This is a genomic window from Pseudomonas sp. Au-Pse12 (assembly GCF_021341665.1).
Taxonomy (GTDB): domain Bacteria; phylum Pseudomonadota; class Gammaproteobacteria; order Pseudomonadales; family Pseudomonadaceae; genus Aquipseudomonas.
Map to the genome: position 1 here is coordinate 1 of NZ_JAJTTH010000018.1, position 17,503 is coordinate 17,503.

Annotated in this window: 15 protein-coding genes; 2 read left to right on the forward strand and 13 right to left on the reverse strand. The window is 64.0% G+C overall.

Features of this window, described 5'->3' with window-relative positions; translation table 11 throughout:
• Positions 1 to 132: 132 nt before the first annotated feature.
• The 12 genes from LXM55_RS30640 to LXM55_RS30695 form a co-directional block, all read right to left on the reverse strand.
• A complete protein-coding gene (locus tag LXM55_RS30640) occupies positions 133 to 1,875 on the reverse strand; it encodes a ShlB/FhaC/HecB family hemolysin secretion/activation protein (protein WP_233323852.1) in 1,743 nt (580 codons plus the stop codon).
• Between the two features lie 503 nt (positions 1,876 to 2,378).
• Positions 2,379 to 2,891, reverse strand: a complete 513-nt coding sequence (gene pgaD, locus LXM55_RS30645) for a poly-beta-1,6-N-acetyl-D-glucosamine biosynthesis protein PgaD (RefSeq protein WP_233323853.1) — start codon at positions 2,889 to 2,891, stop codon at positions 2,379 to 2,381.
• Positions 2,891 to 4,240, reverse strand: coding sequence for a poly-beta-1,6-N-acetyl-D-glucosamine synthase (pgaC, locus tag LXM55_RS30650; RefSeq protein ID WP_233323854.1), 1,350 nt, complete (start codon positions 4,238 to 4,240; stop codon positions 2,891 to 2,893). The genes pgaD and pgaC overlap by 1 nt, the downstream gene beginning before the upstream one ends.
• Before the next feature lie 3 nt (positions 4,241 to 4,243).
• Positions 4,244 to 6,241: a poly-beta-1,6-N-acetyl-D-glucosamine N-deacetylase PgaB gene (gene pgaB, locus LXM55_RS30655; protein WP_233323855.1), complete on the reverse strand. Its 1,998-nt coding sequence runs from the start codon at positions 6,239 to 6,241 to the stop codon at positions 4,244 to 4,246.
• A gap of 14 nt (positions 6,242 to 6,255) precedes the next feature.
• Positions 6,256 to 8,742 (reverse strand): poly-beta-1,6 N-acetyl-D-glucosamine export porin PgaA, encoded by a 2,487-nt coding sequence (gene pgaA / locus LXM55_RS30660; RefSeq protein WP_233323856.1) that lies wholly within the window; start codon positions 8,740 to 8,742, stop codon positions 6,256 to 6,258.
• A 264-nt stretch (positions 8,743 to 9,006) separates the two neighbouring features.
• Positions 9,007 to 10,506 carry a YdgA family protein gene (locus LXM55_RS30665; RefSeq protein ID WP_233323857.1) on the reverse strand — a complete coding sequence of 500 codons (1,500 nt, stop codon included), beginning with the start codon at positions 10,504 to 10,506 and terminating at the stop codon, positions 9,007 to 9,009.
• A gap of 219 nt (positions 10,507 to 10,725) precedes the next feature.
• Positions 10,726 to 11,361 carry an NADH:ubiquinone oxidoreductase subunit N gene (locus tag LXM55_RS30670; RefSeq protein ID WP_233323858.1) on the reverse strand — a complete coding sequence of 212 codons (636 nt, stop codon included), beginning with the start codon at positions 11,359 to 11,361 and terminating at the stop codon, positions 10,726 to 10,728.
• Between the two features lie 93 nt (positions 11,362 to 11,454).
• Positions 11,455 to 12,903: an efflux transporter outer membrane subunit gene (locus LXM55_RS30675; RefSeq protein WP_233323859.1), complete on the reverse strand. Its 1,449-nt coding sequence runs from the start codon at positions 12,901 to 12,903 to the stop codon at positions 11,455 to 11,457.
• Positions 12,900 to 13,790, reverse strand: coding sequence for an efflux RND transporter periplasmic adaptor subunit (locus LXM55_RS30680; protein WP_233323860.1), 891 nt, complete (start codon positions 13,788 to 13,790; stop codon positions 12,900 to 12,902). Before LXM55_RS30680 ends, LXM55_RS30675 begins: the two co-directional genes overlap by 4 nt.
• On the reverse strand, positions 13,787 to 13,996 hold the full coding sequence (locus tag LXM55_RS30685) for a DUF1656 domain-containing protein (RefSeq protein ID WP_011058538.1): 210 nt from the start codon (positions 13,994 to 13,996) through the stop codon (positions 13,787 to 13,789). Before LXM55_RS30685 ends, LXM55_RS30680 begins: the two co-directional genes overlap by 4 nt.
• Positions 13,993 to 16,080 carry an FUSC family protein gene (locus LXM55_RS30690; protein ID WP_233323861.1) on the reverse strand — a complete coding sequence of 696 codons (2,088 nt, stop codon included), beginning with the start codon at positions 16,078 to 16,080 and terminating at the stop codon, positions 13,993 to 13,995. Before LXM55_RS30690 ends, LXM55_RS30685 begins: the two co-directional genes overlap by 4 nt.
• The gene (locus LXM55_RS30695; RefSeq protein WP_233323862.1) at positions 16,077 to 16,505 is read right to left on the reverse strand and encodes a MarR family winged helix-turn-helix transcriptional regulator; all 429 of its coding nucleotides are present in this window, start codon (positions 16,503 to 16,505) and stop codon (positions 16,077 to 16,079) included. Before LXM55_RS30695 ends, LXM55_RS30690 begins: the two co-directional genes overlap by 4 nt.
• A 197-nt stretch (positions 16,506 to 16,702) precedes the next feature.
• Between LXM55_RS30695 and LXM55_RS30700 the strand changes: the two genes are divergently transcribed.
• Positions 16,703 to 16,981, forward strand: coding sequence for an antitoxin of toxin-antitoxin stability system (locus LXM55_RS30700; RefSeq protein WP_233323863.1), 279 nt, complete (start codon positions 16,703 to 16,705; stop codon positions 16,979 to 16,981).
• Positions 16,978 to 17,259 (forward strand): type II toxin-antitoxin system RelE/ParE family toxin, encoded by a 282-nt coding sequence (locus tag LXM55_RS30705; protein WP_233323864.1) that lies wholly within the window; start codon positions 16,978 to 16,980, stop codon positions 17,257 to 17,259. The genes LXM55_RS30700 and LXM55_RS30705 overlap by 4 nt, the downstream gene beginning before the upstream one ends.
• Here the strand turns inward: LXM55_RS30705 and LXM55_RS30710 are convergent.
• A complete protein-coding gene (locus LXM55_RS30710) occupies positions 17,256 to 17,501 on the reverse strand; it encodes a DUF2789 domain-containing protein (RefSeq protein WP_233323865.1) in 246 nt (81 codons plus the stop codon). The genes LXM55_RS30705 and LXM55_RS30710 overlap by 4 nt on opposite strands.
• Positions 17,502 to 17,503: the final 2 nt, after the last annotated feature.

Consider the following 17,503-nt stretch of genomic DNA (forward strand, 5'->3'; position numbering starts at 1 on the left):
GAGGATGAACGCCAACCCGCGTTTCGACAGCCCCCAGAAGGTGTCGCGCGGTTGCAGGGCAGCCGAAGGCTGGCGGGCCAGGAAGGCGAGTTGGCGAACGTCCATGTCAAAAGCCTCAATGAATCAGTGCAATCAGAGAAAGAGATCCAAACGGAAGTAGATCGGTGCTTCCCGCTCACTCAGGGCATCTGGCCGCTCGAGGGAGTGGGCGAAGGTCAGGCTGGCGGCGAGGTGCTTGCCGCGGGCGAAGAATTCGATGGAGTCGCTGGAGACCCGGCCATGCTGCTCGGCGTTGTAGCGGTCGTTGCGGATCGCCCCGACGTCATAGCCCAGCCCGGTGCCGTACTCGGCGAACGCCGGGCGCAGCCAGTTCCAGGTCACCGGGCGACTCCAGCGCAGGTCGTTGCGCCAGTAGTAGCCGCTGTCGCCATTGAGGCTCTGGTCCTTGTAGCCACGGATCGAGGACTGGCTGCCCAGGCTCATGCGTTGCGAGCTGAACAGCACATCCTCGCTGCGCTGGCCGGTGACCAGGCTGCTGAACACCAGGGACTCGTCCCACAGCTTGAACGGCTGCAGGTAGCTGGCGGTGGCGGTGTATTTGCGATAGCGCGCGTTGGCCTGGCGATTACCGTACTTGTCGCGCTGGTTTTCACGCTGGGCATCGAAGGCGCCGATGCCGTCCTGCAGCCCCAGGTCGAGGTTGACGAAAGCGCCGCCGACGCGCCGGCCATGGTTGATGCCGAACTGGGCTTCGCTGAGGCGGTTGCTGCTGTTACTCAGCTTGCTGTCTTCGATGTAGTTGTTGGTGCGCAGGTAGCTCAGGCCGCTGTTCAGCGAGGTCTTGCTCACGGCGTCACGGTGGATCACTCGCTCCACCCGCAGTTGGTGGTTCTGGCTGTCGCCGGTCTGCTTGAAGTTGAAGCCCTGCCCCTGGGCCAGGGAGCGGTATTCGCTCTGGCTGTAGCTGTAGCTGAGGTTCCACCAGCCAAACGGCAGGTTGTAATAGAGCATGGCGTTGCGCGAGGTTTTCTGGTGGTCGCTGATGGCGTCGTGGCCACCGCGCAGCACCAGTTGGTCAGCCAGGCCCAGGGGGCTGTCCCATTCGAAAGAGCTGCCCCACTGCTGCTCGCCGGTGCTCTTCTGGCCCTCGTTGCTGCGTGACAGCCCTACGCGCCAGGGCTTTTGCGCATTGTTCTTCACCAGCACTTCACTGCCGCCCACGGCCTGCCCAGGGGCCAGTTCCATCTGCGCCTGGTTCGACGGCAAGCGGTTGAGCTGGTCGACCATCTGCTCGATCTGCCGCAGGTTGAGCAACTCACCGCTGCTGCCGGGAAAGGCCATGTTCAGTTCGCGGGTGCTGAGTTTGCTGTCTTCGGCGGCCTTGAGGCCTTCGAGCTTGCCTTCCACCACCAGCACCTGCAGGTGGCCGCTGGAAAGATCCTGCTGCGGCAGGTAGGCGCGGCTGGTGACCAGGCCCTTCTCGATGTAGCGGTTGGTGATGACCTTGAGCAGCTCGTTGAGCTGAGGCACCCCCAGGCACTGGCCGATGTAAGGCTTGAGCAGGCTCTCGCGCTCGCTGGCGGACAGCGAGTCGGCGCCCTTGAGCTGGATGTCCTTGATCGGGAAGCAGCGGCTGTCGGCGGGCGCGCTGGGCGCCACCGGAGTGGTGCTCTTGCCGGGCAGGTCCTTGAGTTCTTCGAGACGCCGCTGCTGTTCTTCCAGCAGGCGGTTCTGCCGGTCGCGGATCAGGTCCTGGTCGCCGGGGCTGAACGTCGGGGCTGGTAAGGGGGCGGCAAGCGCCGTGTGCAAGGGGCCAGTCAGCAGCAGGCAAGACAGCGCACAGCACAACCTCATCCCGAGGGTGGAGAGAGACATATTCGATCCTTCGAAACCGTGACTGCAAGAGTTACGAAGGGGGCGATACTAATAAGCCACTATTGCGTCGTCAAATAACTGCCGGTTAATCGCCAGTGGCGATTAAGCCGTATCTAAAAAGCATTCTCAGAGATAAATCACATGCAGTTACATCACTGTGCGACTCATCTGAGCACTTGCTCTATCCAAACGTTCATTTCACTTGAAAGTCTTTGAAATCAAGGCCCACGATGTTTTCCGGTGTTCGAAAAATAAACTCGATATTGTATATTTCGAAGAATCAAAACCAATACCAAAGAGCACTGAACCTCACTCACTCTTCACGATAAAAACAACGCTCACACCACAACATCCGTAGCGATAACCACATATAAAAAACATCAAAAAATTCAATAAACCATTGATTTATATATTGAAAATACAATCAGAAAATTCCACCCACAGATTCAGACGAATGGTAGCCATCCAGCGCTCACATCAGCTACGCCATTAACCCACCTCCATTACCTCTTGCCTTCATCCACCTCCGAATGCAGATGAATCACCCGCGGCGGCGGTTCCACCACCAGTGGAGGGTGCTGCTGATCCTCGGGCCGGATACGGTAGAACTGCGTGGTGACATGGGTGATGCCCCCCTCTTCATCGTTGTGCACGGTCATGATCCCGGGCTGGCGCATCTGGGCGAAGGTCTCGTCGCTGAGCTTGAAGCTTTCACTCAAGCGCTTGTCGTCCACCACCGGCGCGGGTAACCGTGGCGGGTAGTTCCGGTTGCGACGCTGGCGATAACGGGCCCAGGAAATCAGCAGCAGGGCATTGAGCACCGCCACCCAGGCGTAGAACTGCAAGGTGGTCAGGGCGCCGAGCATGCTGGATTCAAAACGCGGCCCCTCATGGGTGTCCAGCAGGGGTATGAGCCCGCGAATCAGCAGGTACAGCAGGCCGACCCAGGCCAGTACGGTGAGGACAACGTCGACGACCACCATGAACGGTCGCTGGCGGGTTCGGATGATTTTCATCAGCGCGCCTCCTCTTCGTCATCGATGGGCTTGATACCTCGGTCCGGGCTGACCCAGCGCGCCCGTTTCTGATGCTCGCCAAACAGCACCCTGGGGAAACTCACCAGGGTGGTGAGCAGGCTGATGAACCAGAACACCAACGGATACCAGACCACCCAGAACATCGTCTTCCACAGGTCCTTCTCATAACGCCGGTCGATCAGGACGCTGACCGCGAACTGGGCCAGGCACACCATCGCCAGTACCAGGCCGGTAAAGGTCGGCGGCAAAATGGAGTGCACCGCGATGGCCTCGGGCATGACAATGAATTTGCCCAGCACCCAGAAGATCATCGACAGCAGGAACGTGAAGGCCCAGCCGGTGGACAGGCAGTAGTCGAACAGCAGGGTCCACAGGTAGCGGTGGCGCCACTCCCAGATGCCACGGATGTTCTTGAACAGCACCTCGGCGCCGCCCTGGGCCCAGCGCAGCCGTTGCTTCCACAGGCCACGCAAGGTTTCCGGCATGAGGATCCAGCACAACGCCCGGGGCTCGTAGAACACGTACCAGTGGTCCAGTTGCAGCTTCCAGCTGATGTCGATGTCTTCGGTGACCATGTCCGGGCTCCAGTAGCCCACCCGGTGCAAGGCCGTGCGGCGGAAGGCGACGATCACCCCGGAGACGGTGAAGACTTTGCCGAACACTCGCTGGGTGCGCTTGATCAGGCCGATGATCGAGGAGAATTCGCCCACCTGAACCCGGCCCACCAGGGTCGAGCGGGTGCGGATCCGCGGGTTGCCGGTGACCGCGCCCAGGCGCGGGTTGCTCAGCATCGGCGCCACCAGGTAGGCCGCGGTGTTGGGCGCCAGCAACGCATCGCCATCGATGCACACCAGGTACTCGCTGCGTGCCGCCACCGCGCCCATGCGCAGGGCCACGGCCTTGCCCTGGTTCTGCGCCAGGTGCAGCACCCGCAGGCGCGGGTCCTGGGCTGCAATCGCGTCGAGGACCTCGGCGGTGTTGTCCTTGGAGCCATCGTTGATGGCAATCACTTCGATGTTCGGGTAGTGCTGCGCCAGCGCCGCGTGAAGGGTGTCGGCGACGTTGTCCCCTTCGTTGTAGCAAGGGATGAGGATGCTGATCAGCGGCTCCCCGGCCAGCGGCGGCGGCAACGTGTCATCGGACCAGGGCCAGTGGCGCTCCCAGTGCAGCCAGAAATACAGACCGCCAGCGATCCACAGCGCCGACATGAACAGCGGGTAATAGAAGACGAAGTCCATGAGGAATTCGCCGGTCACCAGGAAAATCAGCCCCAGGGGCACTCCAAGGACCAGCGCCAGCACCACCAGGGCGAATATACGATCCATCATGATTCAAGGGCTCCATTTGTTGGAGAGCGCGGGCCGCAGGGTTTTCAGGTCCGGTGAGTTCTCGAGGAAGTTGTCCGGGTAGTAACCGAAGTGGGTCGCCCCTTGGCGCTTGAGCCGGCCCATCCAGTCCGCCATCTGCTGGGCCGACAGCTCGCTGGCGGGCTTCTGCCTCCAGTCCCGGGCCTGGAGCTCGAATACCGTGCGTTGCAGGGCACCGGGGCGGGCCCGCACCTGATCCACCAGGGCCTCCAGCCAGGGCCCGGACTGTTTCAGGCTCTGCCCTTCCATCAGGGGCATGGCCATGGGCGCGGTCCAGTCGTAGTTGACCAGGAAGTCGTCGAGGTTCTGGGCGAACCAGGCTTCGCTCTGCGGGTTGATGATCGGTTCGGCAAACAGGTTGCGCGCGGTCTGCACCTGGGGCCCGCGGATCGCCCGGACCTTGGCCGTCAACTCGTGGGTGAAGTCGATCAGGTAGCGGCTCTTGAAACGGCTCCAGCGCTGCAGGGTCGCCGGATCGTCGCGCAGCCCGGCGATGGAATCCGGCAGCCCCTGGGCGGCATAGGCGCGCAAGGCCTCGGGGCTGGCGTCTTCGAAGTCCGAAAGCACGGCATCGTCGTGGAACAGGATGCCGTCCACCGAGGTCAGCCGCGCCAGGTCTTCGTACAGGTCGCCAATCAGGCGCCGCACGCTCGGGTCGAAGGGCGACAGCCGTTGGTACTGCTTCGGATCGACGCTGGTCTGGCCGCTGGCCGGATCCCAGCGCGTAACCCGCGGCAACCGGGCGTCCAGGGCGAAGCTGAGCACCGGCATCCAGGCGTAGACCTTGACGTGGGCCCGGGTACGCAATTGCCAGGCAACCCGGTCGAACAGGTCGGCGCGCATTGGCAGGTGGCGGTTGGGGAAGTACAGCGACTGCACCAGGCCATCCCCCTTGGGGTCGGCAAACGCCTGGAGGAACACGGTATTGGCCCCCAGGTCGGCCATGCGCTGCACCAGCTTGCCGAGGTTGATTTCCTGCTGTTTGGGGTCCGGGTCGTAGACATTGTCCAGGTCCACGTGCACCACGCGCATCGGGGCGCTGGCCTCGGTGCCGACGATGCTGTTGGAGAAGTGCATGCCGTCCGGGTCGGAAACCACCAGGAAGCGCGGGCTGCTCATCAGGTTGTCGAGGGTGCCCAGGCCGTCGTCCAGGGTCAGGGCCATCTTGAAACCCTGGCTGTCGACCACTTGCAGGGTCGAGCCGTCGGCCGTGCCATAAGGCCAGACCCAGATCCGCGGACGGTAGCCGGCCACGGCCAGGATCTTGTCCGAGATGCTGGTCACGTCCTGGCGCATCCGCGCCTGGAAATCCGCCTCGCTTTCATAGCGACCAGTAGCGGCGTCATAGCGTCGGGTGGCCGCCGCCGGCTGCAGGTTGCCCTGGGGGTTGGCGAGAATGCCCAGGTGGCTGTGGTCGGTATGGGCGGCAATTTCCACCAGCCCGGAGCGAGAGATCTCACGCACCTGGGCCCAGGTCAGGAACTGCGAACGGGGCCGCAGGTCACCGGCGAAATCCACTGGCTGGTTGGCCGGGGTGTCGATCCACACGCCCACCGGCGCCAGTACCGCGGGCCAGTGATAGCTGCGCAGCACCGGCAGCACACGGGTGTAGAAGCTCGAATAGCCGTCGTCGAAGGTCAGCAGGATGGCCTTGGCCGGCAGTTCCGGCCCCCCTTTGCGCGCCGCCAGGATCTGGTCCACGGTCACCGGCCGGTAGCCGTTCTCCCGCAGCCAGGCCAGTTGCTCGATCATCCGCTCGGTGCGCACCGCCACCACCCGCTGGTCCGGGTCGCGATCCTCGATGTCGTGGTAGGCAATGCCCAGCACGTGGTTTTTCGGCCACGGCGCCTCGCTATGAGGCAAGGGGCGCTGCGCCGGGGCGACAAACTCCGCCGCGGGCTGGGAACAGGCGCTGAGAACCAGGGCTCCCAGCAGGAGAATGCAACGGTTGATCAGGCGCATCATCACGCTCGTCTCTAGAAACGATAGGTAAGGTCGACCGCCAGACGCAGATCGGTTTCCCGATCGCCGTCGTAGGGCCGGTTGATTACGCTCAAGACCCCAGCGATATCGAACACGTCATTCCAGCTGTAGCGCTGGCCGTAGCTGAGCAGCCCCACCGCGCCGGTGGAATAGCCGCGTTCGCTGTAAGTCCCGGCGCCGGCCTGGAACTGCTGGCTCCAGGCGGTTTGATAGCGGTGATAGAGCACGTGGTTGACGGTGACCGTGGGCAGCACGCTGAGATCCGCCTCGGGGTTGTAGTAGGGCGTGTCTTGCAGGGTGTTGTGGCTGGCGCCCACTTCCAGGCCGAGGTCGACCTGCACCTTGGGTGAGCGGTAGACCCCTTCACGGCCGGTGAGCAGCGCTTCGAAACGGTTGTTGCCGTCGCTGAAATGCGACGGGCTGAGGGACAGTTTCCATTCCCGGCTTTCATTGGCCCGCCAACGCAGGAAAGCGCTGCCGCCATTGGCGCTGATGTCACTGTTCAACGCCCGCAGCGGGGTGTTGGCCGAGAGGTAGTCGAGGCTGCCGCCGTATTGCCAGTGATCGTCGATGTCGCGGGCCAGGGACACCCGGGCACCGGTCTTGTCGCCATAGCCGTAGGAGTGGTTGGAGACTTCGGCTTCCAGGGTCATGTCACGGGTTCGCCGCTCCACCCCCAGGACCTGCCAGCGGTGGTGGCCGATGCCTTCGGGAAAATCGCCCATGGCGTAACCGACCCCGCCGAACAGGCGCCAGTCCTCGGCAATGGGCGGCGTATAAAGCCGGCTTTCGATACCGAAATCCCGGCTCCCGGCCACTGCGCCGGCACCGCTGCTACCGCCGCCGTAGCTCTTGCCGCCGTAGGTCGAGACGCGCAACTCGGCCATGTCATGCACTTCGCGCTCGCGGGCCAGGCGCTGCACCTGACGGCTTTCCGGGAAGCGCTCGAGCACATCGTCGGTCAAGGCATCCAGTTGCCGCCATTCCTGCAGTTCCAGGGCGGTGTGCCCCTGGGACACTTCCAGGCTGACATCGCGGGGGGCCACGCTTTCGGTTTCCTTGAGCAGGCTTTCCGACAGCCGCGGCCAGTCGCGCACCCGGTACAGGTCGGCCTGGGCCAGGCGCACGCTGATATTGCCCGGGGCCTGCTCGGCCAGGGCCTCCAGCCGTTGTTCGGTGCCCGGCAGGTCCGCCCCTGAAGCGCCATCAGCGCCGGCCTGGGCCGCCAGCAGTTGCGCATCGACCCAGTCGTCATTGGGGTCGCCCACGGTTTGTCCGGTGAGCTGAATCCGCCGTGGCGTGCTGTCAGCCAGGTCATTGGCGAGCTTCAGCGCCTCTTCCGGCTGTTCGCTCTCCAGCAGCGCGTAGTACAGGGCGGTGGTGTCTTCCAGGCGATACGCGGCATCGCCATCCGGCGCCGACAACACGCTGCGATACAGTGGCACGGCGGTTTCCGGCTGGCGCCGGTCGAGATAGGAAGCCGCCACCCAGCGCAGGGCATACGGGGGAATGACCACACCGGCAGCGGTGAGCTGCTCATATTCGCTGATCACCTCTGCAGTGCGCGCCCGAGACTTGAGCGCCCCCAGCCGGTCGATGCGCCAACGGGTCAGGTCTTCCTGAGCCCGAGGGTCCTGGTCCCAGGCGGCGAACAGGGCGTCGTAATCGGCCAGGGCGCGGTCGGCGACCACGAACCGTTCCTTTTCGCTACGGCTGGCCAACTCCGACAGGCGTACCCGTTCGGCCGCAAGGTCGGCCTGGAGCCGCCGCTGGACGACCGGATCGATCAGCCCCGGATGCTGCTGGGCCAGGCGCAGGGCCGGCTCCGGCAAGCGCACCCGTTGCAGGGCGTTGATGTATTCGCGGATGACCTCGGGCCTGTCGCCGGCACGGATAAAAGCCTGGTCGTATTCACTCAGGGCGTCGTAGGGCTGGTTGGCGCGGGTCAACGCGTAGCCCAAGGCCAGGCGCCGGTTCGGGTCATCGGGCTTGGCCATCACCAGCGCCCGGGCCCGGGCCACCGCTTCAGCCGGCTGGCCGGCATCGGCCTGGGTCAGGCTCAAGCCCAGTTGCAGGTCGGCGTTCTGCGGGTCGCGCTCCAGGGCCTGGCGATAGAGCCGGGTGGCGTTGTCCCATTGCTTGAGGTTGCGATAGGCCCGGGCGATGGCTGTCAGGGCCTGTGCCGGCAGCACCCGATTGCGCCCCTGGGTCTCATAGACGTTCACCACTTCGGCATCCAGACCGGCCCAGCTGGCGATCTGCAAATGGTCGCTGACCAGGCCGTTGGTCAGTTGGCTGGCCGGTATCTGGCGCAGGTGATTCAGCGCCGGGGCGTAGCTGCCGGCACGGGCCTGGATGATCAGTTGGTCATAGGCCGCATCGGCGAACGCCAGCCCCGGCCATAACAGTTGGCTGCACAGTGCCAAACGAAATAACGGACGAAGGTTATAGCGGCGAATGGGATGAACAGTGCAATGCATTTCGTCAGCATCCTTACATGGCTAGCCGGAGTTCTGCGCCCCGCGCTCAATGCCCCAGCACATGCGAGCACAGGGCCAACACTGCGTTCCGGGAAAATTCTTCCACGAAGGTTAGTTCACAATTTGCGTTGCCATGTTTATTCGGAATCAGACGCTGCCCCCGCCTGCTGCAGACAGCAAAACGCCCGACCAGTGCTCATTGCACGGGCCGGGCGCCGGGGCTTGCACGAGAGGGGCCAGCACTGGCTGGCCCGCTCAGGTTGACTACTGGGCGCCAACGCCTCCCAGCTTGCTCATGACAAAACCGATGAACTGTTCGACGGTCATTTTCTGGCCATTGAAGTTCACTTCATTGCTGGCGTAGTGCAGGGCCGAAACCACGTTATTGCCTTCCAGCTTGGCCAGTTGAGTGGCCAGGGCCATGGCGCTGAGCATTTCCGCGGTGGCCGCGCTCTGCTCGGCAATCTGCTTGGCATCGGTCAGGCCTTCAGCCTGGGCCTGCAAGGCCGCCACGTCCGCCACCATCGGTTTGGACAGCAACAGCTTGGCGTCCAGCTGGCTGATCAGTTGCTTGCCCAGCTCGGCCGGCGGCAGCTCCAGGTTCTGCGGCTTGGCCAGATCCAGGCTCAGGCTGAAACGGCTTTCACCACCCGCGGTCTTGAATGCCAGGCTTTCCAGAGCGATTTGCGGCTTGGCTTCCAGGACCTTGTTCACCGCCGCACGTACCTTGACCTCTTGAGCTTCGCTCATTTGCAGTTCCGGCGCCGGCTCGCCCTCGGCAGTGGCCGCGGTGGCAGCCTGCTGATACGGCTGCAGCACGGTCTGGTAGATCTGGAGCAGATCGAGCATGCCCTGGCTGTCGAGGTTCTTCATGCTCCAGAGCATCTCGGCCGAACCCACGGTCTTGCCGTCGAAGGCGATTTCGCCCACTCGGTAATCCGCGCGGCCCGCTACCGTGCTGCCGGTTTCTTCGCTGGAGGTCTTCTGTTCGAAGTTCTTCAGGGTCAGCACCGACTGCTTGTCACCGAAGGTGGCCTTGGTGCTGGTGAGCTCCAGGGTGTTCTGGCCCAGGTAGTAGTCGAAGCTGCTCTTTTGCAGGTTGCTGGCCAGGGTCAGGCCGTTGATTTCCAGTTTGAGCGGTGCTTTATCCGGCGAGCTGAGGAACAGGCTCAGGCTGTCCATGTAGCCGTCGACCTTGGCTTTCTGGCGGTTTTCGCTGACGCTGAAGGTGGCGCTCAGGCCGGAGAACTTGAGGTTGTTCAGTTCATCCCGGGCCAGCTCCATCGGGGCGAAATCCACAGTGCCCTCGGCGGACAGGTCATAGCCAACATTGACCACGCCCTTGAACGGTGCAGCACCCTTGGTGGCGGCAAACAACTTGTCGGTCTGGGCATTATTTTCCAGTTGGAAATGACTGGACGCCATGACGGGCAGCCACTTGAGACGGATCAGGCGCGAGAAAGGCAGCGGGCCGTGTTCGACGTGGTCGGCGATCATCAGTTCCAGATCGCCACCGAACACTTCACCCTTGCCCTTGAGGCGGTAGCGGGCGTTGCTGCTGAACACACCACGCTCCAGGGACACCAGTTCCAGGGTAGCGGTGGCGTCGTAGCCGATCAGAGCCGCTTGCAGCTCCTTGTTGCTTTCGATCACCTGCTGCTGCAGGACCCCTTCCAGCTTGGTGCCGGTGTACCAGGCGCCGCCGGCACTGATTGCACCTACTGCGACGACGATTCCTAACAGTACGCCTGCTGATTTATTCATGTCTGACCCGATCAATATCCGTTGTTTGAAGGTGTGCTGGTCTTCCCTGAACCCATGACGGGTCGCGGCTCGACTCCGCGTAAAACCGGCGCAGATTACCACTGGCGGCCAAAGCTAAACCAGCTGCAAGGCTGCAAGCCTCAAGTTGCAAGCTAGAGGCGGCAGGCAGCAGACGGCTTGAGGCTTGAGGCTTGAGGCTTGAGGCTTGAGGCTTGAGGTTTAGGAGTATTCGACTTCCAGGGCGTCGAGTTGATGGTCGAAGCTTTTGAGGCGGGCGCTCCAGGTGTACACCAGGACCTCGAAATCCCGGTCGATCACCGTGCTGTTGCCCCGGGACTCGCCCCGGGGGTCGCAGAAGTCCAGCTGGTAGCGTTCCCGGGCCATGGCGGTGGCGACGTCCGACAGCTCGCGGGCATTGCTCAGCCAGTGGTGGCCGTCGTCGGCCTGTTTGTCGAGCAGCATGCACTGCTTCTTCAAGGCCTCCAGGCTCTTTTCCAGCGGGGTGCCGGTCAGCTCGCCCATGACCTCGGCGAAGGTGCGCCCCGGTTGCCAGTAGCTGCCCCAGAAGTAGCGGTCAAACACCGTTTCGACCCGCCGCAAGGCCACCTTGGTGTCCCAGATGACCACCAGGGTCTTGCTCTGTTCGAGCTGTCTTTTCTTGATTTTCTGGCCCTGGAAGGAGGCCCAGGCCACCACGCCGATGGCCATCACCGCGATCAGCGCGCTGGCGCTGTCGAGGAACACCAGGGCCTTGTCGATCTGGTGGGCCAGCATGATGCCGTAGAAGTAGGTGGCAGACAGCAGCACCAGGGCGCAGAGCGCGCACCAGAAGCCCGGAGCATAAGGGTTTTTCATTATTGGAATCCCCATGACCATCACACGCTTTGACCGGTTGGAAAGCAGGTTGCACAAGGTGCTTTTCCAACTGATCAAAGCATAGCAACGGCCTCAGGGTTTCGCGTGTTCCGGGCCTTGCGTTCGTCCGCTTTCCCAGCCACCGCCCAGGGCCAGGAACAGATCGATCTGGCTCATCGCAACCTGGGTATTGGCCGCCGCCAGTTGCGCGCGCATGTCGGTGTAGGTACGGGTGGCTTGCAGGTCGGCGAGGAAGGACGCACGCCCGGCCTGGAAGAAGCGGTGAGTCTGGTCCGCCGCCTGTTGCGCCGACTGCTCGGCGTCTGCCAGGGCCTCACGGCGTTGCAGTTGCGCGCTGTACTGGGCCAGGCCGGTCTGGGTTTCGCGAATGGCGTTGAGCACCACGCCGTCGAAATGCGCCAGGGCGCCCTGGCTCGCGGCCTCGGCCTCATGAATGCGCTCGCGGGCGCCGTTGGCCGGCACCGTCCAGCTGATCAGCGGGCCGAAGCCCCAGCGGTTGGTGGACGCTTTGCCGAGGTTGTCGAGGATGCCCACGGTGCCGACCGTCGCGCCAATGCTGATGTCCGGGTACAGGGCCCCGGTGGCCACGCCGATGCGCGCGGTGGCGGCGGCCAGCTGGCGCTCGGCCTGGCGTACGTCGGGACGGCGCTTGAGCAGCGCCGCGCCGTCACCCACCGGCAACAGTTGGGCGATGTGCGGTAACTCGGCGCACGTGCCAATGCCAGCGGGCAATTGATCCACCGGCCTGGCCAGCAGCATCGACAGGCGAAACAGCCCCGACTGGCGCGCGGCCTCGTAACGCGGCAATTCGGCGCGCAGGGACTTGAACTGGGTCTGGGAACGGGTGACCTGGGTTTCGTCGCCGCGCCCGGCATCGCGCAGGCGCTGTGTCAGTTCGGTGCTCTGGGCTTGCAGGCTCAGGGAGTGCTCGGCGATTTCCCGTTCTTCGTTGGCCGCGCAGACCTGGGTGTAGGCCCGCACCACATCCGCCACCAGGGTGATGCGCGCGGTATCGGCCGCGGCCTGGGTCGCGTCGGCGTTGGCCTGGGCCGCCTCGATGCCGCGCTGCAGGGTGCCGAACAGGTCGAATTGGTAAGAGGTGCTGATGGACAGGTTGCCAACGTTGGCCACCGGCACTTTCTCCGGCAGCAGGAAAGCTTCGCCGGATTCCTGCAGGCGCTCGACGCCGGCCTTGACCCCACCGCTCCAGCCACCGGCGGCCTGGGCTTCATCCACCTGGGCCCGGGCGCGAGCCAGGTTGGCCGCAGCCACCCGCAAATCGGTATTGGACGCCAGGGCCTGCTGCACCAGCTGGTCCAGGCGCGGGTCCTGGTACAGCCGCCACCAGTCGGCGGGCACTGGCGCCGACACCACGTTGGCGCCCTTGGCGCTCAACTCGCCCTGCAAATCCGGGCGTTGCAGCGCCGCGTCCTTGGGCAGCCGGTAGTCCGGCCCGACCATCTGGCAAGCCGAGAGCAACAGGCCGAGCCCGGCCAGGGCCAAACGTGCGCCCGGCTTCATTGCCCGGGCTCCCGCTTGGCCTGGTCGTCGAGGATCGACACCGTGGCGGTGCGCCCGGCAATCATGCGAAAGTCCGCCGGCACGTCATCGAAGGCAATCCGCACCGGAATCCGTTGCGCCAGGCGCACCCAGCTGAAGGCCGGGTTGACGTTGGGCAGCAGGTTGGAGCCGCTGCTGCGATCACGGTCCTCGATCCCGGCGACGATGCTTTCCACATGCCCGCGCAGCCGCGCGCGGTCGCCGATCACGCGGATATCCACCGCCTGGCCGACATGGATGCCGTCGAGCTTGGTTTCTTCGAAGTAACCATCGATATGAAAGGAGTTGCTGTCCACCACCGACAGTACTGGCCGCCCGGCGCTGACGAACTCCTGGGCGCGCGGCGCACGATCGTTGACGTAGCCGTCCACCGGGCTGCGCACCACCGAGCGGTCGAGGTTGAGCTGGGCGCTGTCCACCGCCACCTGGGCCTCGGCCAAGGCCGACTGGGCACGGGCCTCGCGGGACTGGCTTTCTTCCAGTTGCTCGCGCGGCACCAGGTTGCCCAGACCGCGGTTGCGCTTGGCTTCGCGCTGGGCCTGGGCCAGGGTTTCCTGACGGTCGGCCAGGGCCGCCTTGGCTTGGCGCAGGGCCAGCTTGAAGCGGTCCTGGTCGATGCTGAACAGCACCTGGCCGCGCTTGACCAGCTGGTTGTCGCGCACCTCCACCTGCTGGATCAGCCCGGACACGTCCGGGGCGATCTGCACGATATCGGCGCGGATGTGCCCGTCCCGGGTCCAGGGCGCGAACATGTAGTACATCACCATGCGCCAGACCACCACGACCGCGAAGGTCACCACCAGTAACGTCAGGACCACACGGCCAATGGTCAATAAGGGTTTTTTCATGTCATCAGGTATCGACTGAGAGAGTCCACCGCGCCCAGCAGCAGCGCGTAGAGACCCACGTTGAACAGCGCCCGGTGCCAGACCAGACGATAAAAGTGCAAGCGCGTCAGCACCCCGTGCACCAGCAGGTACAAGCCATAAGTGATGCCCATCAGCACCAGCAGCGTGGGCAGGAACACCCCGCTGATATCCAGATCACCGATCATAAGGGCGCTCCATCGATGCCATGGGGAAGGGGGTGTTCAAGCTCGCCGGTGGCGACGAATTCCACCCCCGGCAGCAGTGCCAGGCGCAGGCCGCTGAGGGCGTGCAACAGGTGCAGGCGGGTTTCGTCGTCGCCTTGCAGGCCCTGGCTGCCCAAGGCCCGGCGGGTACGATCGAGGGTCATCAACAGGCCGCCGGGAGCCGGCAGGCGTTCACCGGCCTTGAGGCAGGCCTTGAAGTAGTCGCCGACCTCGGCCACCACCTGGCCCAGCAGGGCCTGGGCCACGCCCCGCACCCGCGGCGCGTAGGCCAGCAGGTCCAGCACATTGAGCGCCACGCGCAACTCTCGCAGGGCGGCGCCGGTGTCCTGGCCGGTGATGGCCAGGCGCGGCAGGTGCTGCATCAGCCGGTCGAGCATCTGCGCGGCCATGTGCCGGTGCTCGGCCAGGGTTGCAGGCTCGGAAAGGCTGACAATGTCGCGCCAGCTGAAGCGGGTCAGGCGCTTGGCCGCCAGCTCCGAGCCGAACGGCCGGGCGATCAGGGTCCAGACAAAGGCGAACAGCAGGCCCATGGGCCCGGCCAGGTTGGAGTTGGCAAAGCTCAGGAAATCCGCGTCGTAGGCGCCCTGGATACTGATGAAGGACGAGGTGTTGACGATGGTCAGGAGCATGCCCAGGTAGAAGCGCGGCTGTACCGTCAGGGTACCGACGCAGATAAAGGGCACGGCGAAGGCCAGCACCAGCATCGGGAAATCGTGCAGGTTGGGCAGGATCAGGAACAGGTAGAGGCTGGCGAACAGCACCGACATCGCGGTCCAGAAAAAGAACCGGTAGATCTGCGGCGCCGGGTCGTCCATGGAGGCGAAGAAGCTGCAGGCCACCGCCGCGAGAATCACCGCGCTGCCGCCGTCGGTCCAGCCCAGGAGGATCCACAGCACCGAGGCGACGATGATCGCGAGCACCGTCGAGCCCGCCGAATACAGCATCAGCCCGCGGTCGAGAAACGGCGTCAGCCGGCCCAGGCGCCAATGCCGGTAGACCGCGCGCCAGGTGTCCTGGCTTTCGCACTGGATGGCGTGCTGCAGGCTGCGGCAGTCCTGCCAGAGGTCGATCCACTCGCCGAGGCGATACAGGGCATTGGAGAACAGCAGCTGGCGCCGGTCATCCAGCGCTTCAGCGCTTGGCTGCAGGGCTTCGAGCTCGCTGCGCAGGGCCTGCCAGTGCTCCACCGAGGCGTCCCGGGCGGTGCCTTGCAGCCAGGCCTCGGCCTTGGCCAGCACAGGGGCAAATTGCGCCACCAGCTCCGGGGTCCGCCGCTCCAGGGCATACAGGGCGTCATCCAGGGCGTCCACCACTGGCAGCAGGTGGATCATCCGCCCACGCAACTCCTTGGTGTTGCGCACCGTCTGCGGCCGGGCGCCTTCGTGGGGCAACTGGCCAATCATCAACTCCAGGGTGTTGAAAGTACCCACCATCGATGCGCGCAGGGCGCTGACTTCTTCAGGCTGGACGTTGCGGGCCAGGAAGCGCTGGCTGTAGAGCGCGGCATCGGCGAACCACTTGCTAGCGGAATCGACGAACACCGGGGCCAGCCGCCGGGGCCAGAACAGACTGCCGATGACCGCGGCGCAAATGATGCCGAGGAAGATTTCCTCGGTCCGCGCCTCGGCCACGTCCCACACCGCCAGGGGGTTGTCCACCACCGGCAGGGCGATCAGCGGCAGGGTGTAGCCGGCCAGCATCAGCGCGTAGTTGTTGGCCGTGCGCAGGTGCATGGACAGGAACAGCAGGATCCCGGTCCACAGGGCAATGATCAGCACCAGCACATAGGGGCTCTGCACGAACATCGGCACCAGCAGCACCGCCGCCGCCGCGCCGAGGAAGGTGCCGATCGCCCGGTACAGCGCCTTGGAACTGGTGGGGCCGACAAAGGGGCTGGAGACGATGTACACCGTGGCCATGGCCCAATAGGGCCGGGGCATCTGCATCAGCATGGCGATGTACAGGGCGATCATCGATGCCGCGAAGGTGCGTACACCGTAGAACCAGTCCCGCGCGGGGGGCATGCCGGTAAAGAAGCCTTTCAAGAGGGCAGCACCGGCACATGGCTGGCGGACTCGAAGGCGCGGATCACCCGCAGCGCGGCTTCCAGGTCGGTGCTGCTGATGCCCTCCAGGACTTCATGGCGCAGGCGCACCAGCTCGCTTTCCACCGCCTGCACCAGCTCGCGGCCGGTGTCGGTCAGGCTCAGGCACTTGGCCCGGCGATCGTTGGGGTCTTCACTGCGGCACACGTAGCCGGCGCTGCACAGCTGGTCCAGCAGGCGCACCAGCGATGGGCTTTCCATCCCCGCGGCCTGGGCCACGGTGACTTGGCGCACGCCCTCGCCCAGGCGCCCGATCATCAGCAGGGGCACCGCACAGGCTTCGGAAATGCCGAAATTGACCAGGGTGGTCTGGCAGATCCGCCGCCAATGCCGGGACGCGACCACCATGCCACTGCTGATGTTCATGTGGAGTGATTCAAGGGAGTTGGGCACAAGACTGTTCGCACACTGTTAGTTTGCTAACTATCAATATGTCACTGACAGATTAATCCAGTCAAGTTTTGTAACAAATACCTCGACCAAGCCTTCGACCGAGCAGCTTCAAAACGAAGAAAGTACTGAAAAGGTATATACTTTTTTAGTACTTTTTGAGGAGAGCGCTCATGCCCAAGCACGCCATTTTTACGATGAAACTGGAAACTGAACTGCGGGATCAGTTCATGGCGGAAGCACAGGCCGCACATCGCCCGGCCTCGCAGATCGTGCGCGAGATGATGCGCGAATTCGTGCAGAAACAGCACGAATTCCGGGAATATGAGGCGTTCCTGCAACAAAAAGTCCAGCTGGCCCGAGCCTCCGTAGACGCTCAACGCGGGCACAGCCATGAAGAGGTCGAAGCAGAGTTCGCTGCCAAGCGCGCTCGGGCATCGAGGCTGGAATGAAGGTTGTCTGGGCTCCCGAAGCCCTACAGGACCGCATGGATATCTGGGATTACCTGCATGCGCTCAACCCGAGGGCTGCGGTTGAAATGGACAGGCGCTTCAGCGAATGCGTCGGCCATCTGATCCTCAACCCGCAGATGGGCTCCACGGGGCTGGTGGCCGGAACCCGCGAACTGATTCCCCACCCGAGCTATCGCCTGGTCTATCAGATAAGCCAGGACCGAGCCTGGATCCTGGCCCTGGTCCACACCGCTCGCCAATGGCCGCCACCGACCTAAACCCCGCGCCCCATCCTCAACAACACATCCAACTGATCCACCACCTCCGCCCAATCAGCGTCATCCAGCACTTCGTCGCGCAGAAAATCCGCCTGGCTCTTGCTCCAGAAGAACGCATCCGCCAGGTGCAACTCCGGTTTCAGCGGGGAATGGGTGGCGATGAAACGATCAATACTCTCCGGGTCATCGGCCAGCCCCAACTGCTTGAACAGCGCCGGCAGGTTGTGGGTCGGTGATTCCATGG

What these genes read in the sequence shown, in the direction of transcription:
- LXM55_RS30640 (WP_233323852.1), bottom strand. Translation starts at nt 1,875, where the DNA reads ATGTCTCTCTCCACCCTCGGGATGAGGTTGTGCTGTGCGCTGTCTTGC.
- pgaD (WP_233323853.1), bottom strand. Translation starts at nt 2,891, where the DNA reads ATGAAAATCATCCGAACCCGCCAGCGACCGTTCATGGTGGTCGTCGAC.
- pgaC (WP_233323854.1), bottom strand. Translation starts at nt 4,240, where the DNA reads ATGATGGATCGTATATTCGCCCTGGTGGTGCTGGCGCTGGTCCTTGGA.
- pgaB (WP_233323855.1), bottom strand. Translation starts at nt 6,241, where the DNA reads ATGCGCCTGATCAACCGTTGCATTCTCCTGCTGGGAGCCCTGGTTCTC.
- pgaA (WP_233323856.1), bottom strand. Translation starts at nt 8,742, where the DNA reads ATGCATTGCACTGTTCATCCCATTCGCCGCTATAACCTTCGTCCGTTA.
- LXM55_RS30665 (WP_233323857.1), bottom strand. Translation starts at nt 10,506, where the DNA reads ATGAATAAATCAGCAGGCGTACTGTTAGGAATCGTCGTCGCAGTAGGT.
- LXM55_RS30670 (WP_233323858.1), bottom strand. Translation starts at nt 11,361, where the DNA reads ATGAAAAACCCTTATGCTCCGGGCTTCTGGTGCGCGCTCTGCGCCCTG.
- LXM55_RS30675 (WP_233323859.1), bottom strand. Translation starts at nt 12,903, where the DNA reads ATGAAGCCGGGCGCACGTTTGGCCCTGGCCGGGCTCGGCCTGTTGCTC.
- LXM55_RS30680 (WP_233323860.1), bottom strand. Translation starts at nt 13,790, where the DNA reads ATGAAAAAACCCTTATTGACCATTGGCCGTGTGGTCCTGACGTTACTG.
- LXM55_RS30685 (WP_011058538.1), bottom strand. Translation starts at nt 13,996, where the DNA reads ATGATCGGTGATCTGGATATCAGCGGGGTGTTCCTGCCCACGCTGCTG.
- LXM55_RS30695 (WP_233323862.1), bottom strand. Translation starts at nt 16,505, where the DNA reads ATGAACATCAGCAGTGGCATGGTGGTCGCGTCCCGGCATTGGCGGCGG.
- LXM55_RS30700 (WP_233323863.1), top strand. Translation starts at nt 16,703, where the DNA reads ATGCCCAAGCACGCCATTTTTACGATGAAACTGGAAACTGAACTGCGG.
- LXM55_RS30705 (WP_233323864.1), top strand. Translation starts at nt 16,978, where the DNA reads ATGAAGGTTGTCTGGGCTCCCGAAGCCCTACAGGACCGCATGGATATC.
- LXM55_RS30710 (WP_233323865.1), bottom strand. Translation starts at nt 17,501, where the DNA reads ATGGAATCACCGACCCACAACCTGCCGGCGCTGTTCAAGCAGTTGGGG.